We start from the raw sequence: 20638 nt of genomic DNA on the forward strand, positions 1-20638 counted from the left end.
ACAGTATTCGTAGGTTTAAGGTCAGTTATTCAGGGTTGTGTAAACCAGATTCGACATATCCGTCTGATCTGAGCCGGGCACTTCAATGTACCGGTCACCGGAACCCCACCATTGCCACCAGGCGCGCTTGTTGTAGGTGCGGCTGGCGAAATCCACCTGCAAACCGCCGAGAGTGGTGTTGTTGACCACCGGAACGGAGATGTTGCCCGTCTCGGAGCCGAGCACGCCGCTGTGGGTGACTCCCTCGTTCATCAGTACCGGATAGTGGTTGAAGTAAAGAGCGGCCGGGCCATCCTGGCTCGTTACCTTGCCCGCCAGGCTGATGCTGGAAGAGCAGGAATCGATCCCGGCGGCGGAGGTGGCACCACAGGCCGAATGGGTGGGTACCACGCCATCGTCCGTGCCGGCGATGAATGGCTTGGTGATACCGCCATAGGACGACCCACCAGCCACGAAACGCAACCTTGGGATTCCATTCGGGCTCACCGCCAGGTTACGCGCTGCGTTGGTTTGCAGGTCGTTTACCACGCCCAGCTTGCCGGGTTCCGGCTCAATGCCGGTGAAGGCTTCTACTGCGGCCCGGAGGGGCCAGTTGTACCAGCTGTCGTTGTAGGCAAGGCTGAGTGCCAGGTTGGCCAGTTCAGTGCCACCGCCGGCGCCGGAGTAATCCAGGGTTGCCAGGATTTTCAACGGCTGAAGGCCCTCGGATTGAAGCCAGCGTGCCTGGTTTTCCAGCAGATACCGGGTAACGAGATCCCCGGTAGAGTGAGAGACAATGATGCAAAAGTCATTGCACAGACCTTGCTGACTGATCTGACGCATCTGTTCATAGGCTTGCTGGGCAATACCACCTTCAACGCGCCCGTCACTGCCCCAGTCGATACGGGCCTCGGCCCGGGAGAGCCAGAAAGTACGCCAATAGTCCTCGCCGGCGTTCTTCACCTCCTGCAGATTGGCGGGAGGGTTGGCCAGGTCTTGTTGCTGGAATCCGTGAACCAGGATCACGTTGTGCCCGGCCAGTTGGGCCTGGGCGGTGCCGGCAAACAAGCTGCCGGTGATAGCGACCGCCAGGGCGGTCTTACAGGCATTTCCGATCTTTGTTGTTTTCATAGTTGCTCCGTCTTTGCTGCTTTATTGTTGTCACAAGACGTTTATCCGCCACTTGTAGCGGTACAGCCCGGCGTTAGCCGGTGCAGAGCCTGCGCCCTGCCATCAGAACTTGTCGGCAAGCTGCCGCAGCAGAGCCGCGCGCTGTTCTGATTCGGGATTCACCGCCGGTGTATCGGTAAGACTGCCGAGATCCGGCGGTGTGAAAGCGTAGCCCTCGTCGGGGCCGAAAGCGTAATTAGTCCGGTCACCTGGCCGGGCGGGAAGCTGCCGAATCTGCAGGTTTTTCAGCTGTAGCTGGCCGTCCACCGTCTGATTGGCCAATACCGTGCCGTGTGCCTTCAGATTGATCGTGTTTGAGGTGCTGTCCAGCCTTTTCTCCATCTGCAATTGAGCAACCGGGCGTTGGCCAACAAACAGCTGGGCCGAAAGCGCGTAGTAGCCGGAATCTTCCGGCGAGAAACGAACGGGAATTATCAGATTGTTACCCTGGATACGGGCATCGCCAAGCCCCTCGAATTCGCCCAGGTAAGGTTCAATGGCCAGTGTTGAGACATGGCGGACTGGTTTGCCATCAAGCCGGGCCTCGACGATTAGCCGATATTCACCCGGTGATTCGTCGGCGGACAGAACGCCCTCGAAGTAACCCGGGGAACCCGCCTCTTCCAAGGTGGTGCCAGCGATGGCATCCCGGCTTTCCGGCCTCTCCAGCGTTGCAGACAGCGAGCGACCGACCACCTGAGAGCCCCGGATAGCCGCTGCAACAAGAATTTGTTCCCCTGCAGTAAACCGGTATTTCTCCAGCGTTACGGTGAACTGCCCGTCACCTTCGAGGGGCAGACTGACCGGCTCGTAGTGATTGCCACGGTAGGCGTTCGCCTGTTCCGGGTAGAGAGGTATGGACCACGGAGGGTATCGGGTAGTTTCAGCGTATTGATCGGCAACGCTGGCCAGCATGAACCCGAGGGCATTATCCGAGGGTGGTTCCGGCTCAGCCGAGGGATCGGTAGAAGACTGCCTTGCCAGCCCTGCGTTTTGGACAGGCGCCGTCTTGGCCGAGTCGGCCACCTTCGCAAACCAGCTGAAATCTGTGCGGTTGTCAGCGGAGAGCAGATACCCAGTGCCAACCACGCCAGCCGTTACCAGTGTAAGAAGAAGAGCGACCTTGCCCGGCATGAGGCGGCTCCCTTGATTATTGTTGTAGCTCTAAAGATAACGGGATTTCCGCCGCACCCCAAAAATTCGGACTCTTTGTGTAACAGAACGTGTCCGTGTTGTGCGGCGGTTCACATTCCGATTCGCCGGTAATCAGAACATGCCGGATTCCCGAATGGCCTCGAAGCCAAAATGCAATTTCACTTCATCACCGACCATCGCGCCATCAAGGCCGTAGGTCATGCCCCATTCACTGCGTTTCAGAGTGGTGGAGGCGCTGATGCCCAGTGTGTATTCCTCATGGCCAAAGGGGTAGACGTCTGCCTTGTTAAGGGTCACATCCAGCACCACGGGGCGTTTCTGGCCAAGTAACTCCAGATCGCCGGTTACTTTGCCCGTGTTTTCGCCAGTCGTTTCGAAGTCGGTAATAGTAAAGGTAATTTCAGGATACTCGTCGGCGTCGAGGAAATCCTCGTTGCGAACGTGTTCGTCACGCTTCTTGTGATTGGTGTACACACTGTCGCTCTGGAACACCAATTGACCAGATTCGAGCTCCCTGGCTTCTTCGTCGTAAACGAATTGTCCCTCTACTTCGCGGAACATCCCCATCACCGGGGCGTAGCCGATGTGCATGATTTCGAAGAACATTGAAAAGTGTTCGTCGTCGACAACAAAGTTTCTCGGCTCGGCCATGGCTGCCGGGCTCAGTGCGATAGCAGCAGGCAGGGCAATGGCAGAACGGGTAAGGGTTTTCCGTTTAATGAACATCATGGTGATGTCTCCTCTGATAAAGCCAGTGAATATCCAGGAAAAACGACCACACAAGCAGTGCGAGAGCAGTTGCAAGCGTGATACTGGCGAATAGCGCATTGACCGGCGGCAACACGGCCACCAGCAGGGTAACGATTTGCCAAACGCAAACCGTCTTGCGTCTGAAGCTCTCCGGCAGTGGGGCATTCAGCCAGTCCAGGATGTGAGTCGCAATAACGAAGGCATAGCGAATAAGGCCCAGGGCCAACACCCAGGGACCAGCCTTGCCCAATGCCAGGACAGCCACGCTGAGGCCGAGAATAAACAGGGCATCCAGTTCCATGTCGAAGCGGGCGCCAAATTCGCTCTGGGAGTCGGTAGCCCTGGCGACTTTTCCGTCTACGCCATCCAGAACCAGTGCCAGCAATGCCATCCATCCGTAGAGCCAGAGGCTGTCAGAGAGGTGGTCGGCAAAGGGGGCCAGAGCCACCAGGACTATCACCAGACTGCCTCTCAGCAGCGTCGCCCGGTTTGCCCATCCGAAATCCCGGGTTTCGGGCCAGAACCGGATGATCAGGGCACAAACGGCCAGGTAAAGCGCCGCTGCCAAGAAGTAGAAAAGGACGGGGGGCTGGGTTAACCAGCCGGTGGCTGCGCAGAACAGGGCGACAAGCCCCGAGCCCCAGACGAGATCCAGGGAAAGTGGCATCCTTTGCGACGCTGAATGGCCGTTAGAATCCATCAATGAACTCCAGCGTATAGGTTTGCAGGCATCAAATACCCCGGATGCGCTGTACACTGACTATAGTTGGTATAACTGATCATGCTTACGAGCATAGACCGTGTTCAGACCTGAAGGTTCAGCCCGTGCAGGGCGACGACCAGCACGTTTGAAAAACTGCCAAAAAGGAGATCCTTTTGCATCGCGACCCTGATGAGCCGAACACCGAATCGATGGCACGAGCCTGGTGGGTAACCGGCGCCGGCAAGGGCGAGATTCTGGAAACGCCACTGGTTACCTCTGATGACGAGCAGAAGGACGAATTGGTCACGGTTCAGGCGCTGTATTCGGGTATCAGTCGGGGCACGGAATCACTGGTTTTCCATGGCCGGGTACCAAAGAGCGAATACGCAGCCATGCGGGCGCCGTTTCAGGAGGGAGATTTTCCCTGTCCGGTAAAGTACGGCTACGCCAGCGTCGGCAAAGTAGTGGAAGGGCCTGCAGAGTTAGTGGGCCAAACGGTGTTCTGCCTTTATCCGCATCAGAATTGCTACCGGGTGCCGGCGTCGGCGTTGACGCCGTTGCCCAAAGACTTGCCCGCCGAGCGAGCAATACTTGCCGCCAACATGGAAACCGCTGTAAACGGCCTCTGGGATGGAGCGCCAGCAGTCGGTGACCGCATCGCCGTGGTTGGTCTTGGTGTTGTTGGCCTGCTCGTCGCCTGGCTGGCGAGTCGTATCCCGGGAGCCCGTGTCACCGCGATCGATACGAATCCAGAGAGACAGGCCGTTGCCGAACAGCTCGGTTTGACCTTCAGCAGTGAGTCGGCCCCTGATGATCACGACCTTGTTATCCATGCCAGTGGCCACCCCTCGGGCCTGGAGACCGCTCTTGGGCTGGCAGGGCAGGAGGCGACCATTGTGGAAATGAGCTGGTACGGGGATCAGCTGGTATCTGCACCGTTGGGGGCCGCATTCCATCCGCGGCGTCTGACCCTGAAATCCAGCCAGGTGGGCCAGATAGTGCCATCTCGAGTTCCACGGTGGGACTATCGCAAACGCCTGGCGCTCGCATTGGAATTGCTCCAGAACGAAGCGCTGGATGTGCTGATTACCGGCGAATGCAAGTTTGATGATCTACCAAAATCCATGGCGCGAATTCTGATCGATGGCCGGGATACTCTGTGCCATCGCGTTGTTTACTGAAAATCCAAAATTGCCTGCTAAGGAGAGACTATGTTCGGTTTGACGGTCCGGGACCACATGATGATTGCCCACAGCTTCAACGGAGAGATCTTTGGTCCTGCGCAGAAGGTTCATGGTGCCACCTATGTGGTCGACGTGACCTTTGAGCGTCACCAACTGGATAAGGACGACCTGGTCGTCGACATAGGCCTGGCTTCCGAGCTTCTCAAAAGCATTCTCTCCGAATTCAATATGCAGAACCTGGACGAGCTGCCGGAACTGCGTGGCCGGAATACCACCACCGAATTCATGGCCAAACTGGTTTTCGATCGTATGGCGGCAGCCATTCACGGTGGCCGTCTTGGCGAGACAGGAGAAGGGATTGTCAGCCTGAAAGTCACCCTCTCGGAATCCCACATTGCCTGGGCAAGCTACCATGCCGGAATCTGACAAACCGGGCTTCCTGGAGTTTATTGTTCCGGGTGATCCGGAACAGAACACGGGCGGCTACCGGTATGTCCGCAAGCTCGTGGAAGCCCTGGGCGACGCCGGTTGCAGAGCCCGGGTCAGTGGGTTGCCCGGGCAGTTTCCACGCCCGGACAGGGTTGCCCGTAATGGGATGGATAAGAAGCTCGCGAGTCTGCCTGATGGCGCCTCTGTGGTACTCGATGGTCTTGCCATGGGGGGGCTGCCGGAGATTGTTGAAAAGCATTCTCCACGCCTCAATCTGATCGCGCTGGTACACCACCCCCTGGCTGATGAAACGGGGATCAGCGAAGCCAATAGACAGTGGTTTTTTGATTCAGAAACGCGTGCGCTCGGATTTGTAAACGGGGTGATCACCACCAGCCAACACACCGCCGCTCGCCTGGCGGATTACGAGGTGCCGGCTGAGAGGATCAGGGTTGCCGAGCCGGGCGTCACCCGAGCCGCGAACCCCAGAGGCTGTGATCAGTCGTCGCAAACTGGTACCCCTCACATTCTGTGCGTTGCTCATCTGTCACCCCGAAAGGCCCAGCATCAATTGGTGGAGGCGCTGGAAAACCTGAAGGGCGTGTCGTGGCAATGCACGTTGGCAGGGTCTTACAGTCGTGATCCGGAATACAGCCAGCAGGTTCGCCAGGCGATTGCAGAAGCGGGCCTTGAAGACAGGATTGCGCTGGCAGGGGAAGTCGAAGAAGCCGGGCTGGCCGAGCTCTACCGCAAGGCGGATCTCTTTGTACTGCCTTCCCTGTACGAGGGCTATGGCATGGTGATTGATGAGGCGCTGGCGGAAGGGCTACCCGTTATTTCCTCCGATGGCGGCGCCCTTGCCAACACCTCCGCCAGGCCTGGTGTGGTTCAGTATTGTGCGGGCGATGTCAGGGCCCTTGAGGCGCGCCTCAGGAACTGGCTGGAACATCCGGAACAGCTTGAGCACGCCCGTAAACTTGCCGCGAGGGAATCCCGCCGAATCCGCTCATGGGCGGATACCGGCAAAGATGTCTTAGAAGCGCTGCACTATTTCAGTGGCCTTTCCACGCATCTGCACCAGCATTCGGAATTCGAGAGCACATGGCTGGCAGCCCGGGAAGCAGCGGATCACCGGGCTCGCTCACAAGGGCTGACCGATCAGCTCAATCAATGGTTGCTGAATCGTTATGATGGCTTGTCGCCCGAGAGCCACTACCCGATGCAAATTGTCGACATTGGAACCGGTCGTGGCTCAAACGCGCTTTTCCTGGTGCCTGCGCTGCAGGTGCCTCAAACCTGGCTGGCACTGGATCAGGATTCTGCATTATTGCGGGAGGCCGGACAGCGTGTGGACCGCCTGGATGTGCCGTTTGAAACCCGCACGGTTCAGTTGACGTCGGAAAACATGGAGCAACAACTGCCCCGTGAGGCGGACCTGATAACAGCGTCAGCACTGATTGATCTGGTTTCCGAGCCATGGCTGAATGCGTTAGCCCTGGCAGCCGCAAGAAGGAAGTCCGCGATGCTCATTGTGTTGAGCTACGCCGGTCACTTTGAGCTGGCTCCCGAGCATCCTGATGATGAGCTGGTAAAGACTCTGGTGAATCGGCACCAGCACGGCGACAAGGGAATTGGTGCCGCGCTGGGGCCGGAGGCCAGCACTGTGTTGCAAGACCTGCTGGTTGCCGAAGGTTACCGGGTTGAACTGGCGGAATCCCCCTGGATGCTGGATGGCAGGGATCACGCATTGGCCAAAATGCTGATGCAGGGCTGGATCGACGCGGCCATTGAGCAGTCACCTCACGAGGCGGACCGATTGTCACGCTGGCTGGAGAGACGCAATCACCAGTTATCCGAAGGGGATCTGACGATTGTTGTGAGACATCTGGATCTGCTGGCGTTGCCACCTGAGGCATTGCCTTGACCGAACTGCGTCAAAGGCAGGTGAAGTTGGCTGCCCGTTGGTTATTCACGGTTCTGGTGATCGGATTCGTGATCCGCTCTATCGATGCAGGTGAGCTCTGGCAGGAGCTTGCCCGCTTTTCTCCTTATGTCCTGGTTCCCGCACTGGCGCTTACGGTCTTTCAGGTGGCGTTGTCCGCCTGGCGATGGCGTTACACCGTCGAACGGCTCGGGCTGCCCCTGGCCTATGGTGTAGCGGTGCGGGAGTACTATCTGGCGACGTTTCTGAACCAGGTGTTGCCGGGAGGTGTGCTCGGCGACGTAAACCGGGCCTGGCGACATGGCAGCGGCGCCGGAGAGCGCCTCTCCGCGGTGCACGGGGTGGCCATCGAGCGACTTTCAGGCCAACTGGTTTTGGCGCTGGTGGTTGTCATATCGGTCAGCTGGTTGCTCGGTTCCGGACGGGTAACGGCTGGTCAATGGAATGGCGGGTTCTGGCTGGGCGTCGGCGTTATTGCGGTGTTTCTTGCACTCTGGTTGGCCCTGAAAACCGGGCTGGCGGCTTATCTTCAGCGGCTCAGACAGGATCTCTACCAGTCTTTGCTAAACCGAACGGTGTTGCCGGTACAGATCGGTTCATCTTTACTGGTGCTGGCGAGCTATCTTGGGGTGTTTCTCTGCCTGGCCTGGGGCGCAGGCTATATCGAAAGCACAGAGTCGGCGGCCATCATTGTCAGTCTGGGCAGTATTCTGCTGCTGAGTATGGTAATACCGCTGACGGTTGCCGGTTGGGGCATCCGCGAGGGCGCTGCAGCCTTGTTATGGCCAATGGCGGGATTGCCCGCGGAGCAGGGCGTGGCACTGAGCGTTGGGTACGGGGCGTTGGTGTTGGTGTCCAGTCTGCCAGGGGCTGCTTTTTTTCGACCTACACATCACGGGTAAAATCGAGGTCGAAGAGCATATCGCTGCCGAGGTTTATAAGTTGGGCGCGAGGTCGCAAGGCATCATCCAAAAAATCGATCTCGGGAAGCGAGAAAGCTGGCCTGCCGCTGCCAATGATCATGGGCGCAACCATCACGTGCAGGCGGTCCAGCAAGCCGGCGTTCAGGAAGCACGAAACGGTAACACCGCCCCCTTCCACAAAGACTTTTTTCAGCCCCAGGTCTGCGAGAACCTCGAGGATCACTCTCGGATCGACGGCATCTTCGGATTCGGCATCCCCGAGACAGGGAATCTCAGTAACTCCGGAACCGATCGATGGATTCTTCGCTTTCTCGTAAGTACCCGCCACCAACCGCAGGGTGGGAGCTTCGCCATCGGTGAACAGGTCATGGCTGTCCGGTACGCGATGGTGACGGTCAATGACCACGCGCACGGGGTTGCGGCCACTGGTGCGGCGAACGGTCAACCGGGGATTGTCTGTAGTTGCGGTTCCGGCTCCAACAACAACCGCATCCGACACTGCTCGGATCCGGTGCAGATGGGTAATTCCATCGTCGCCGTTGATGAAACGGGAGCGACCGGTAACCGTGGCAATGCGTCCGTCCAGGCTCTGGCCCAACTGACCAATAACTTTGGGGCTGCCGTTATCTGGCACGGGCCGACAAAGGGGTAGGAATACCGCGAGCAGATCCTTCGCCTCACCCGTCGCCGGTTGCATCAGGTGCCAAGCCCCGTGGCCGTTGAGTTTTACCGCTTCTTTGTCGGTTCCCGGCAATGGCAGTGTCACATTGCTGCGGTTAACTGCGCTAAGCACCAACTCCCATGCCGAGTCGATATCCAGAGTTCTTGCCGCCATAATTAGCCTGTTTGGTTGTTGCCATCTTCAGTATAGGCAGATTGTGTGCAAAGCTATATGTACGTTACATTTCTGGATTGATTCACTTCGCAGGGCATTATCGGGACGAGTATCCCGGCTTGGATGACGAGGTAAGTGGCCATGCAGCATGCGCAACCCATTCAGCACTGGGAGCCAGAAAAGCCTGAGGACCATGGGCAACTCGAGCTGCCCGGTATTGCCCTGGATAAGAGCGACGAACTTCTGGAGTCGCTGGATGAGCTGGAACAAGTCCTTGATAAGGTCCAGTTGACCACGGAAGAAGCGGAGCTTCTTCGCCGGTTCCGCAGGACCAGTGCGGAAAACCGGCGAATGATTCTGCAAATCCTGGGCAACTGATCCCGCCCAAGATGCCTTATTTGCCTTTTTTGTAGATATTCTCGTAAACGTAGTTGGTGGCTTCCACGAAGCCATCAATGCTGCCGCAATCGAACCGGCGCCCTTTGAACTGATAAGCCAGTACGCAACCGTTTTTCGCCTGCTCGAGAAGGGCATCGGTGATCTGGACTTCACCGTTCTTGCCCGCCGGGGTCTTCTCAATAATTTCGAAGATATCCGGCGTGAGAATATAGCGGCCGATAATGGCGAGGTTGCTGGGCGCATCTTCCGGAGCCGGCTTTTCTACCATGTCTGTGATCCGGTAGAGGCCATCTTTCATGGATTCACCGGCGATCACCCCGTACTTGTGGGTTTCATCAGCCGGCACTTCTTCTATGGCTACAATAGAGCAGCGGAACTGGTTGTAGAGCTTCACCATTTGCGCCAGGACGCCATCTTCACCATCGGGGCCAATGCAAAAGTCATCCGCCAGCACGACCGCAAACGGGTTGTCACCCACCAGATTGCGACCAGTCAGTATGGCGTGGCCGAGGCCCTTCATCTCATTCTGCCGAGTGAAGGCAAAACTGTTGTGGTCGATCAGTTCGCGGATGGAGGTCAGCAGCTCTTCCTTACCCGAGCCGGCAATCTGTTGTTCGAGCTCGTAGCTGATGTCGAAATGATCTTCGATAGCGCGCTTGCCCCGACCGGTCACGAAGCCGAATTCGTGAATACCTGCTTCGGAGGCTTCCTCAACGCCGTACTGAACCAGGGGTTTGTTCACTACCGGCAGGATCTCCTTGGGCATCGCCTTGGTGGCCGGAAGAAAGCGGGTGCCGTAGCCGGCGACGGGAAACAGGCATTTTTTGATCATATCGTTCGTCCTTTGATGGTCGGTTTCACGCCCTGTGGGCTGCTTAACGCCTTTGCGTAAGCCTATTAACAAGTGTTCTATCACAAAGTGTGCCGAGTTTACCCAAGTTGTAACGACAAATGCAGGGGCGTGATGGAAATTGTACGTTCTAGCAAAGAGCTATGGCCCTTTAGAGGAGGGTTCTTCAGGTTTACCATCACCAAAAATTTCTCTGATCAGAGGTCTCTTAGTGCGATCCTCCTTGCCTGATTGCACTATTTTGGTGCGCTTCCGGCGGCGTGGGTTCCTTGCCCGGATAGGCTCTCTACCTTTTATTGTTCGTACATAGTCCACGTGATCTTCTCTATGGCAATCTATGGCCCGGCACAGGAGGGGCGAGAACAATGGACAGACGAACGCTGATCAAGGGGCTCGGAGCACTGGTAAGTGCCGGCGCGTTACCACTGTCGCCTCTGGTGAACGGTGCCGGCCTCCAACCAGTTGCTGGTAGCAGTCCCCGTGCCTTCAACTACGCCTGGCTCAAAGGTCGGGCCCGGGCACTGGCAGCTGAGGCGTATGTCTCTCATAAGGATGAATTGCCCCAATCACTGAAATCCATTTCCTGGGATGACTATCAGGCCATCGCCTTCAGGTCCGACCGGGCGCTCTGGCGCGACGACGACACTGCTTTCCAGATTCAGCTCTTCCACCTTGGGCTGTATTTCCAACAACCCGTAAAAATCCATGAAGTCACTGATGGCGAGGCAACGGAACTGGCCTATCGACAGGATCTGTTCCGGTACAACGGCGATCAGCCCCTGGGCGATTTGCCAGAAGACCTGGGCTACGCCGGTTTTCGGATCCACTACCATAAAAACTTTGCCCTGGATCTCGCCGCCTTCCTGGGCGCCAGTTACTTTCGGGCGGTGGGCTCGGAGATGCAGTACGGCCTGTCGGCCAGAGGGCTGGCCATTGATACCGGCATGGATCGCAAAGAAGAGTTTCCCCGGTTTTCCGAGTTCTGGCTGGAGAAACCGGCCCCGGGCAGCCAGCAACTCAGGGTATGGGCTCTGTTGGATTCCCCCAGTACCACCGGCGCCTACTCGTTTGTGCTCGACCCGGGGCGCAACATGGTCATGGATGTGGATGCGGCACTCTATCCGAGAACAGAAATTACCCGGGCGGGCATTGCACCGCTGACCAGCATGTACCAGGTGGGCGAAAATGATGATCGCATGGGCTACGACTGGCGTCCGGAAATACACGATTCTGACGGCCTCGCAATTCGCAACGGCAACGGCGAGTGGTTGTGGCGGCCGCTGGTGAATCCCGTCAATCTCCGGTTCAACACTTTTCAGGACAACAATCCCGTCGGCTTTGGCCTGCTCCAGCGGGACAGGGATTTCGACCACTACCAGGATGATGGCGTGTTTTACGATCGCCGGCCCAGCCTCTGGGTGGAGCCCCGGGGAGACTGGGGGCGGGGCAGTGTTGATCTGGTGGAAATCCCTACCGTGGATGAAACCTTCGACAACATCGTCGCCTTCTGGCGCCCGCAGGAACCTCTGTTGCCAGGCCGGGAATACCTCTACAGCTACCGCCTGCACTGGGGCGAGCAAGCTCCGTTGCAACCATATGAATTAGCCACTGTGCAGGCAACCAGGACCGGGCTGGGCGGTGTTGTGGGTCAGGAGCGCACCTATTTCTCTTGGCGCTTTGCCGTTGATTTCGCCGGCGGCGCGCTTCAAATGCTCGCCAAGGATGCAGGGGTAGAGACGGTCATAAGCGTGAGCCGCGGAGACGTCGAAATCACTTCCGCAAGACCATTGTCTGCAATCAATGGCTACCGGGCCATGTTTGACCTCGTGCCAGATGATTCCACTGAACCTGTCAATATCCGCCTGTACCTCAGGCTGGGCGGCGAGCCGCTGACGGAGACCTGGCTATATCAGTACACTCCGCCACCGGTCGACGAACGCCAGATCTACTGATTGGCTCTGCCTATTGTAAACAATCTGCAGCTCAATTTAGCCAATATTGTTGACAATATGATCGCTCAAGCGTAGCTTTGCTCAAAATCAACCCGGTTTTGTTGACAAACTATGGCTGAGTTACTGTCTACTACCTACACCCGCGCCGACGAGGCTTTCGATTGTCTGCAAACGGCAATCGTCAAAGGGGAACTGGCGCCCGGCGAGAAGATCGGCGAACTGGAGCTTTGTTCCCGTTTTAACCTCACGCGTGGCCCGCTCCGGGAAGCGCTGGGCCGTCTTGAATCCCGCGGCCTTCTGGTGCGCCGTCCCCACGCCGGCGTCAAGGTGGTTTCAGTCAGCGCATCCGAGTTAATGGAGCTCTACCGCATACGCGAAGTCATGGAGGGGCTGGCCGCTCGACAGGCCGCCGAGCGCATGACCGACCAGGAAATTGCCGACCTTCAGGCCACCCTCGACACCCACGAACGCATGATCGATGAAGCCCAGGGCCAGGCCTATTACCAGGCCGAAGGGGATTACGACTTCCACCACAGAATCGCCACCGGTAGCCGCAATACCAAACTTGCCCAGATGCTGCTGGGTGATCTTTATTACATGGTACGGATGTACCGTTACCGTCTCAGCACCTCCACCGGGCGCCCCCAGCGGGCACTGGGTGAACACCGCCGTATCGTCGAGGCCATCGCCCAGCGCGATGGGGAACTCGCCGAATTTCTGATGAAACGCCATATCAACGCAGCAAGACAGAACATCGAGAGAAAGATCGAGGAAGGCGAGCTCACAATTTGAACAAGGGGTCAGACCCCGATTTCACGCACAAATTTACGAATAACCAAGAGAGGCCAACACCATGTCCAACAAACTCAGCCCCGGCGCCCGCTTCCGCAAAGCGCTCAAAGACAACCAGCCCCTTCAGATTGTCGGAACCATCAACGCCTACGCCGCTATGATGGCCGAGAAAGTGGGTCATCAGGCCATTTATCTTTCCGGTGGCGGCGTCGCTAACGCCTCCTACGGTTTGCCGGATCTGGGCATGACCTCCATGAACGATGTGGTCGAGGACGTTCGCCGAATTACCGCAGCTACCGACGTACCTTTGCTGGTTGATATTGATACCGGCTGGGGTGGTGCTTTCAACATCGGCCGCACCATCCGCGAGATGGAGCGTGCCGGTGCAGCCGCTGTCCACATCGAAGACCAGGTTGCCCAGAAACGCTGTGGTCACCGCCCGAACAAGGAAATCGTGTCGCAGGAGGAGATGGTCGACCGCATCAAGGCCGCCGTGGATGCCCGGGAAGACAAAGACTTCTTTATCATGGCCCGTACCGACGCGTTCCAAAAAGAGGGCCTCGAAGCCGCTATCGAGCGCGCCAAGGCCTGCATTGAAGCCGGCGCCGACGGCATCTTTGCCGAAGCGGTTACGGAACTTGAGCACTACAAGGCCTTCTCCGAAGCTCTGGACGTACCCATCCTGGCCAACATCACCGAATTTGGTGCCACACCGCTATACAACCGCAAGGAACTGGCCGAAGCCGGCGCCGACATGGTTCTGTACCCGCTCAGCGCCTTCCGCGCCATGAACAAGGCCGCTCTGACTGTTTACCAGAACATCCTGGAGAAGGGCGACCAGAAAGACGTGGTTGATATGATGCAGACCCGTATGGAGCTGTACGATTTCCTGAACTACCACGATTTCGAGCAGAAGCTGGACCAGCTGTTCCAGCAGAGCAAAGGCTAACGACTGCGATTGGGGTCAGATGACCGTGTTATCTGACCCCATTGTCCAAACAAGATAAAGATGGGAGACAACAATGGCTGAAGCAAAACAACTGAGTGGCGCAGGCCTCCGTGGCCAGGTAGCTGGCGAAACGGCTCTGTGCACCGTCGGCAAAAGCGGCGCCGGCCTGACATACCGCGGCTACGACATCGCAGATCTGGCTGAAAAAGCCCAGTTTGAAGAAATCGCTTACCTTCTGCTTCGGGGCAAACTGCCGAATCGCCAAGAGCTGGATGCCTATACCAAAAAACTCCAGAGCCTGCGTGGCCTGCCGGCTGCCCTGAAAACCGTGCTTGAGCAGATCCCCAAAGACGCGCACCCGATGGACGTGATGCGTACCGGCTGCTCCATGCTGGGTAACCTGGAAACCGAAGAAGATTTCAGCGAGCAGGACGACAAGATCGACCGTATGCTGGCGGTGTTCCCGTCCATTATCACCTACTGGTATCGCTTCGCCCACGAAGGCGTTCGGATCGAAACCGAGAGCGACGTGGATTCCATCGGCGGCCATTTCCTGGAGCTGCTTCACGGCAAGAAGCCCAGCGAACTGCACGAGCGCGTGATGAACGTCTCTCTGATCCTGTACGCAGAGCACGAGTTCAACGCCTCCACGTTCACCGCCCGCGTGTGTGCCTCCACACTTTCTGACATTCACAGCTGTGTGACCGGTGCGATCGGTTCACTGCGCGGTCCTCTGCACGGCGGTGCCAACGAGGCCGCCATGGCGCTGATCCAGAAGTTCAAGACCCCGGAAGAGGCCGAAGAAGGCCTGATGGGCATGCTTGAGCGGAAAGAAAAGATCATGGGCTTCGGTCACGCGATTTATAAGGAGTCCGACCCGCGGAACGCCATCATCAAGCAGTGGTCCAAGAAGCTGGCGGAAGAAGTGGGCGATACCGTGCTGTATCCGGTATCCGAGCGCTGTGAAGCGGTTATGTGGCGCGAGAAGAAACTGTTCTGTAACGCGGACTTCTTCCACGCATCCGCCTACCACTTCATGGGCATTCCAACCGAATTGTTCACCCCAATCTTCGTGATGTCCCGGGTATCCGGCTGGACCGCCCACGTGAAAGAACAGCGTGAGAACAACCGCATCATTCGCCCAAGCGCCGATTACACCGGCCCGGCGGATGCCAAGTGGGTTCCGATTGAGGAGCGGCCATGAACACTGAATACCGCAAGAGTCTGCCAGGTACCGACCTGGACTATTTCGATACTCGCCAGGCCGTTGAAGACATCCAGGCCGGCGCGTACGACAAGCTCCCGTACACCTCCAAGATCCTGGCTGAGCAACTGGTTCGCCGGTGCGATCCTGAGGTGCTGACGGATTCCCTGAAACAGCTGATCGAACGCAAGCGCGACCTGGATTTCCCCTGGTATCCGGCCCGCGTGGTATGCCACGACATTCTTGGCCAGACCGCTCTGGTGGATCTCGCAGGTTTGCGTGACGCCATTGCCGAGAAGGGCGGTGACCCCGCCAAGGTCAATCCTGTGGTTCCGACCCAGCTGATCGTGGATCACTCGTTGGCCGTGGAGCACGCCGGCTTCGAGAAGGACGCGTTCGAGAAGAACCGTGAGATTGAAGACCGTCGAAACGATGACCGTTTCCACTTCATCAACTGGACCAAGACCGCGTTCAAAAACGTGGACGTGATCCCTCCCGGCAACGGCATCATGCACCAGATCAACCTGGAGAAGATGTCTCCGGTGGTACAGAACCGCGATGGCGTAGCCTTCCCGGATACCTGTGTCGGTACCGACAGTCACACCCCGATGGTTGATGCCCTGGGCGTTATTTCCGTGGGTGTGGGTGGTCTGGAAGCCGAGAGCGTTATGCTGGGGCGTGCCTCCATGATGCGCCTGCCGGATATCGTTGGTGTAGAGCTGACTGGCAAACTTCAGCCCGGCATCACCAGTACCGACATGGTACTGGCCATCACCGAGTTCCTGCGCAAGGAGAAAGTGGTCGGCGCATACCTGGAGTTCTATGGTGAGGGCGCAGACAGCCTCAGCGTGGGCGACCGTGCCACCATCTCCAACATGACTCCGGAGTATGGCGCCACCGCAGCGATGTTCTACATCGACGGTCAGACCATCGACTACCTGAAGCTGACCGGCCGCGAGGACGATCAGGTGGCCCTGGTCGAGAAATTCGCCAAGGAAACGGGTCTCTGGGCCGACAGCATGAAAAACGCGGAATACGAGCGCGTGCTGAAGTTTGACCTGTCCAAAGTCACTCGCACACTGGCAGGCCCCTCCAACCCTCACGCACACCTGCCTACCTCCGAGCTGGCAGCGCGTGGCATTGCCGGTGAATGGGAACAGGAAGAGGGCAAAATGCCGGATGGCGCCTGCATCATCGCCGCCATCACCAGCTGTACGAATACCAGTAACCCCCGCAACATGGTGGCTGCAGGCTTGATTGCCCGCAACGCCAACAAGCTGGGCCTGACCCGGAAGCCCTGGGTGAAAACTTCCCTGGCGCCGGGCTCCAAAACCGTCAAGATGTACCTGGAAGAGGCCAAACTCCTGCCTGAGCTGGAGCAGCTCGGTTTTGGCGTGGTGGCTTTTGCCTGCACGACCTGTAACGGCATGAGTGGCGCCCTGGATCCGAAGATCGCGCAGGAAATTATGGATCGCGACCTGTTCTCCACTGCCGTGCTCTCCGGTAACCGGAATTTCGACGGCCGGATTCACCCATACGCCAAGCAGGCATTCCTGGCGTCGCCGCCGCTGGTGGTTGCCTATGCGATTGCAGGCACCATCCGTTTCGATATCGAGAAAGACGCCCTGGGCTACGATCAAGACGGCAACCCCGTCACCCTGAAGGACATCTGGCCGGACGATGCGGAAATCGATGCCATCGTGAAATCCAGCGTGAAGCCGGAGCAGTTCCGCAGCACCTATATCCCGATGTTCGACATTACCCGGGATGCCCAGGCCAACACCAACCCGCTGTACGAGTGGCGCCCCCAGAGCACCTACATCCGTCGCCCACCTTACTGGGAAGGTGGCATGGTAGGTGAGAAAACCCTCAAGGGCATGCGTCCGCTGGCGGTGTTGCCGGACAACATCACCACCGACCACCTGTCGCCCTCAAACGCGATCATGATGAACAGTGCCGCTGGTGAGTACCTGCACAAGATGGGCGTGCCGGAGGAAGACTTTAACTCCTACGCCACCCACCGCGGTGATCACCTGACAGCCCAGCGCGCTACGTTTGCCAACCCCAAACTTTTCAACGAAATGGTTCGGGATGAAAACGGCAACGTGAAGCAGGGCTCCCTGGCCCGCATCGAGCCGGAAGGCAAAGTGGTCCGCATGTGGGAAGCCATCGAAACCTACATGGAGCGCAAGCAGCCGCTGATCATCATCGCCGGTGCCGACTACGGTCAGGGCTCGTCCCGTGACTGGGCCGCCAAAGGCGTCGCGCTGGCAGGCGTAGAAGCCATCGTGGCCGAAGGCTTCGAGCGGATTCACCGCACCAACCTGATCGGTATGGGCGTGATGCCCCTGCAGTTCGAGGACGGCACCACTCGCAAGACCCTTGGCATCGACGGCACCGAAACCTACGACGTGGAGGGCACCCCTGCGCCTCGCGCAGAGCTCACGCTGGTCATTCATCGGAAGAACGGCAGCACCGAGCGCATTCCGGTCGTCTGCCGCCTGGACACCGCTGAAGAAGTGTCTATCTACAGCGCTGGTGGGGTGTTGCAGCGGTTTGCCGAGGATTTCCTGCAATCGGAAGGTGCGGCATGACACACAAGCCACAAATAAAGATCCCCGCCACGTACATGCGTGGCGGCACCAGCAAAGGCGTGTTCTTCCGGCTGAAGGATTTGCCGGAAGCCTGCCAGAGCCCGGGCGAAGCCCGGGACAAATTGTTGTTGCGGGTGATCGGCAGCCCCGACCCCTACCAGAAGCAAATCGACGGCATGGGCGGTGCTACCTCCAGCACCAGCAAGACTGTGATCCTGGCAGAACCCACCCAGCCGGATCACGACGTCGACTACCTGTTCGGCCAGGTCTCCATCGACAAGCCCTTTGTGGACTGGAGCGGTAACTGCGGCAACCTCACTGCCGCCGTAGGCGCTTTCGCCATCAACGGCGGCTTTGTGGCCAAAGACTGTATTCCGGAAAATGGCACCTGCACCGTGCGCATCTGGCAGGCCAACATCAAGAAAACAATCGTTGCCCACGTGCCCATCACCAACGGTGAAGTGCAGGAAACCGGCGATTTTGAGCTCGACGGCGTGACCTTCCCGGCCGCTGAAGTGCAGGTGGAATTCATGGACCCGGCTGATGGCGAAGGCTCCATGTTCCCCACCGGCAACCTGGTGGACGACCTGGAAGTGCCTGGCGTAGGCACCTTTAAAGCCACCATGATCAATGCCGGCATCCCCACCATCTTCGTGAACGCCGAGGACATCGGATACAAAGGCACCGAGCTGCAGGACGACATCAACTCCGATCCCGCGGCCCTGGCGATGTTCGAAACCATCCGGGCCTACGGCGCGGTAAAAATGGGGCTGATCCAGAACATTGAAGAAGCCGTCAATCGACAGCACACCCCGAAAGTGGCCTTTGTGGCGAAGCCTTCGGATTACGTTTCTTCAAGCGGCAAGAACATCGGGGCAGGGGATGTGGATGTCCTGGTCCGAGCTCTGTCCATGGGCAAGCTCCACCACGCCATGATGGGCACCGCGGCGGTGGCCATTGCCACGGCGTCGGCCGTTCCCGGAACCCTCGTAAACCTCGCTGCTGGCGGTGGCGACCGTACCCATGTGACCTTTGGTCACCCATCAGGCACTTTACGTGTGGGGGCAGAAGCGAAGGAAGTGGATGGTCAGTGGACCGCAACCAAAGCCATTATGAGCCGTAGTGCGCGGGTCTTGATGGAAGGTTGGGTGAGGGTTCCTGGCGATAGCATTTGACGGAAACTATAGTGGAGGCAAGGAGGCTTCCCCTATGTCTGCAACATTCGATCTCAATGAACGTCCTGATTATGACGAAGTCCTTCAGAAAATCGCGGATTACGTTCTTACCTATGAAATAACCAGCGAAGAAGCCTGGAATATCGCCCGATATTGTCTGATGGATACACTCGGTTGTGGTCTTCTGGCTCTGCGCTTTCCCGAATGCACCAAACATCTTGGTCCAATCGTCGAAGGCACCATTGTTCCGCACGGTGCCCGTGTGCCCGGAACGCCTTACCGGCTGGACCCCGTAAAGGCTGCGTGGGACATTGGTTGCATCGTTCGCTGGCTGGACTACAACGACACATGGCTGGCGGCTGAATGGGGGCATCCATCGGACAATCTGGGTGCCATACTGGCTGTTGCAGACCACCTTTCGCAGAAACGGGTTGCTGAAGGCAAAGAGCCGTTAACAATGCGAACCGTTCTGGAAGCCATTATCATGGCTCATGAGATCCAAGGCGTCCTGGCCCTCGAAAACTCTTTTAATCGCGTTGGGCTGGACCATGTGGTGCTTGTTAAAGTGGCCTCAACGGCGGTGGCCTCCCGATTAATGGGCGCGGATCGTGATCAGCTGCTTTCGGCACTGTCCCATGCCTGGGTAGACGGGCAATCCCTCAGGACTTACCGCCATGCTCCCAACGCTGGCTCCCGGAAGTCCTGGGCAGCGGGTGACGCCACATCACGGGCGGTCCGGTTGGCGGATATTGCAATGCGAGGTGAAATGGGCGTTCCGGGAGTGTTGACAGCGCCCCAATGGGGCTTTTATGACGTTCTGTTTAGTAAAACCAATAAAGATCAGAAGCTCAAACCCGAGGATAAACGCCAATTCTCGCTCCCACAGGAATTCGGTTCCTACGTAATGGAAAACATCCTTTTCAAAATCTCCTTCCCTGCCGAATTCCATGCTCAAACTGCGGCAGAAGCGGCTGTTATCTTGCATCCGGAAGTTAAAGACCGACTGAACGAGATAAATAAGATCGTGATCACCACTCATGAATCTGCGATCCGGATCATTTCCAAGGTCGGGAAGCTGGCAAACGCCGCAGATCGTGATCATTGCCTGCAATATATGGCTGCCGTTCCGCTTGCCTTTGGTAGCCTCACCGCGGAGCATTATGAAGACAGTTTCCACCGGGCTAATCCGATAATTGATGAACTTCGGGATAAAATGGAAGTTGTGGAGGACGAGCGGTATACCCGGGAATATCTGGAACCGGAAAAGCGCTCCATCGCCAATGCGATTCAGGTGTTTTTCAATGATGGTTCGAACACGGACAAGATTGCGGTCGAGTATCCGATAGGTCATCGTCGTCGTCGGAAGGAAGGTATGCCGCTTCTGGAAGAAAAGTTCGTTGCTAACCTTGCAACCCGCTTCCCCGCAAGGCGATGTAGCGCTATCTTCAATCTATGCAAGGAGCAGAAAACCCTGGAGAATACCGCGATTCAGGGGTTTGTGGAGTTGTTTGTCATCTGAGTAGGGAAGCGTGCCAAAACGTACCGACATCCAAAGCATCCTGATCCTGGGCGCCGGCCCCATCGTGATCGGGCAGGCGTGCGAGTTTGATTACTCCGGAGCCCAGGCCTGCAAGGCGCTGCGCGAAGAGGGTT

At 57.7% G+C, this 20638-nt stretch carries 19 protein-coding genes; 13 read left to right on the top strand and 6 right to left on the bottom strand.

From position 1 onward, the window contains the following. Nucleotides 1-21: 21 nt before the first annotated feature. From MDHKLMBL_RS03500 to MDHKLMBL_RS03515, 4 genes are all read right to left on the bottom strand, one after another. Entirely contained in the window at nt 22-1110 is a 1089-nt protein-coding gene (locus tag MDHKLMBL_RS03500; RefSeq protein ID WP_104270113.1) for a hypothetical protein, read from the bottom strand. 102 nt (nt 1111-1212) lie between these two features. After that, nucleotides 1213-2283, bottom strand: a complete 1071-nt coding sequence (locus MDHKLMBL_RS03505) for a hypothetical protein (protein ID WP_104270114.1) — start codon at nt 2281-2283, stop codon at nt 1213-1215. A 132-nt stretch (nt 2284-2415) separates the two neighbouring features. Next, nucleotides 2416-3033 carry a YceI family protein gene (locus MDHKLMBL_RS03510; protein ID WP_104270115.1) on the bottom strand — a complete coding sequence of 206 codons (618 nt, stop codon included), beginning with the start codon at nt 3031-3033 and terminating at the stop codon, nt 2416-2418. Next, nucleotides 3020-3754, bottom strand: coding sequence for a CDP-alcohol phosphatidyltransferase family protein (locus tag MDHKLMBL_RS03515; protein ID WP_104270116.1), 735 nt, complete (start codon nt 3752-3754; stop codon nt 3020-3022). Before MDHKLMBL_RS03515 ends, MDHKLMBL_RS03510 begins: the two co-directional genes overlap by 14 nt. Nucleotides 3755-3930: 176 nt before the next feature. On the opposite strand from MDHKLMBL_RS03515, the gene MDHKLMBL_RS03520 reads away from it, so the two are divergent. From MDHKLMBL_RS03520 to MDHKLMBL_RS03535, 4 genes are read left to right on the top strand one after another with little or no spacing between them, the layout of a single operon-like run. Further along, nucleotides 3931-4938 carry a zinc-dependent alcohol dehydrogenase gene (locus tag MDHKLMBL_RS03520; protein ID WP_104270117.1) on the top strand — a complete coding sequence of 336 codons (1008 nt, stop codon included), beginning with the start codon at nt 3931-3933 and terminating at the stop codon, nt 4936-4938. Nucleotides 4939-4968: 30 nt separating this feature from the next. Then, nucleotides 4969-5367, top strand: coding sequence for a 6-pyruvoyl trahydropterin synthase family protein (locus MDHKLMBL_RS03525; RefSeq protein WP_008171956.1), 399 nt, complete (start codon nt 4969-4971; stop codon nt 5365-5367). Continuing rightward, on the top strand, nt 5354-7294 hold the full coding sequence (locus MDHKLMBL_RS03530) for a glycosyltransferase family 4 protein (protein WP_092029745.1): 1941 nt from the start codon (nt 5354-5356) through the stop codon (nt 7292-7294). The genes MDHKLMBL_RS03525 and MDHKLMBL_RS03530 overlap by 14 nt, the downstream gene beginning before the upstream one ends. Then, entirely contained in the window at nt 7291-8214 is a 924-nt protein-coding gene (locus MDHKLMBL_RS03535; protein WP_092029743.1) for a lysylphosphatidylglycerol synthase transmembrane domain-containing protein, read from the top strand. Before MDHKLMBL_RS03530 ends, MDHKLMBL_RS03535 begins: the two co-directional genes overlap by 4 nt. Here the strand turns inward: MDHKLMBL_RS03535 and MDHKLMBL_RS03540 are convergent. After that, entirely contained in the window at nt 8198-9070 is an 873-nt protein-coding gene (locus MDHKLMBL_RS03540; RefSeq protein ID WP_092029741.1) for a RibD family protein, read from the bottom strand. The genes MDHKLMBL_RS03535 and MDHKLMBL_RS03540 overlap by 17 nt on opposite strands. Nucleotides 9071-9211: 141 nt before the next feature. Between MDHKLMBL_RS03540 and MDHKLMBL_RS03545 the strand changes: the two genes are divergently transcribed. Next, complete coding sequence (locus MDHKLMBL_RS03545; protein WP_088557098.1) at nt 9212-9448, top strand: hypothetical protein; 237 nt, start codon at nt 9212-9214, stop codon at nt 9446-9448. 16 nt (nt 9449-9464) lie between these two features. On the opposite strand, the gene galU is transcribed toward MDHKLMBL_RS03545, so the two are convergent. Next, a complete protein-coding gene (galU, locus tag MDHKLMBL_RS03550) occupies nt 9465-10301 on the bottom strand; it encodes a UTP--glucose-1-phosphate uridylyltransferase GalU (RefSeq protein WP_104270118.1) in 837 nt (278 codons plus the stop codon). 383 nt (nt 10302-10684) lie between these two features. Here galU and MDHKLMBL_RS03555 point away from each other — a divergent pair, with 383 nt between their 5' ends. The 8 genes from MDHKLMBL_RS03555 to MDHKLMBL_RS21385 form a co-directional block, all read left to right on the top strand. Then, nucleotides 10685-12271, top strand: a complete 1587-nt coding sequence (locus MDHKLMBL_RS03555; RefSeq protein WP_199185477.1) for an OpgD/OpgG family glucan biosynthesis protein — start codon at nt 10685-10687, stop codon at nt 12269-12271. 111 nt (nt 12272-12382) lie between these two features. Then, nucleotides 12383-13063, top strand: coding sequence for a GntR family transcriptional regulator (locus tag MDHKLMBL_RS03560; protein ID WP_014577287.1), 681 nt, complete (start codon nt 12383-12385; stop codon nt 13061-13063). 61 nt (nt 13064-13124) lie between these two features. Continuing rightward, nucleotides 13125-14012, top strand: a complete 888-nt coding sequence (gene prpB, locus MDHKLMBL_RS03565; protein ID WP_104270119.1) for a methylisocitrate lyase — start codon at nt 13125-13127, stop codon at nt 14010-14012. A 73-nt stretch (nt 14013-14085) separates the two neighbouring features. Continuing rightward, nucleotides 14086-15216, top strand: a complete 1131-nt coding sequence (prpC, locus tag MDHKLMBL_RS03570) for a bifunctional 2-methylcitrate synthase/citrate synthase (protein ID WP_104270120.1) — start codon at nt 14086-14088, stop codon at nt 15214-15216. Then, nucleotides 15213-17810 carry a Fe/S-dependent 2-methylisocitrate dehydratase AcnD gene (acnD, locus tag MDHKLMBL_RS03575; RefSeq protein WP_104270121.1) on the top strand — a complete coding sequence of 866 codons (2598 nt, stop codon included), beginning with the start codon at nt 15213-15215 and terminating at the stop codon, nt 17808-17810. The genes prpC and acnD overlap by 4 nt, the downstream gene beginning before the upstream one ends. Then, nucleotides 17807-18985 (top strand): 2-methylaconitate cis-trans isomerase PrpF, encoded by a 1179-nt coding sequence (gene prpF, locus MDHKLMBL_RS03580; protein WP_104270122.1) that lies wholly within the window; start codon nt 17807-17809, stop codon nt 18983-18985. Before acnD ends, prpF begins: the two co-directional genes overlap by 4 nt. A gap of 34 nt (nt 18986-19019) precedes the next feature. Beyond that, complete coding sequence (gene prpD, locus MDHKLMBL_RS03585) at nt 19020-20504, top strand: 2-methylcitrate dehydratase (RefSeq protein WP_104270123.1); 1485 nt, start codon at nt 19020-19022, stop codon at nt 20502-20504. Between the two features lie 10 nt (nt 20505-20514). Beyond that, the coding region (locus MDHKLMBL_RS21385) for a carbamoyl phosphate synthase preATP-grasp domain-containing protein (protein WP_419197283.1) at nt 20515-20638 on the top strand (124 nt) is incomplete at its 3' end.

Origin of the sequence: Marinobacter flavimaris (assembly GCF_002933295.1) — a bacterium.
Taxonomy (GTDB): domain Bacteria; phylum Pseudomonadota; class Gammaproteobacteria; order Pseudomonadales; family Oleiphilaceae; genus Marinobacter; species Marinobacter flavimaris.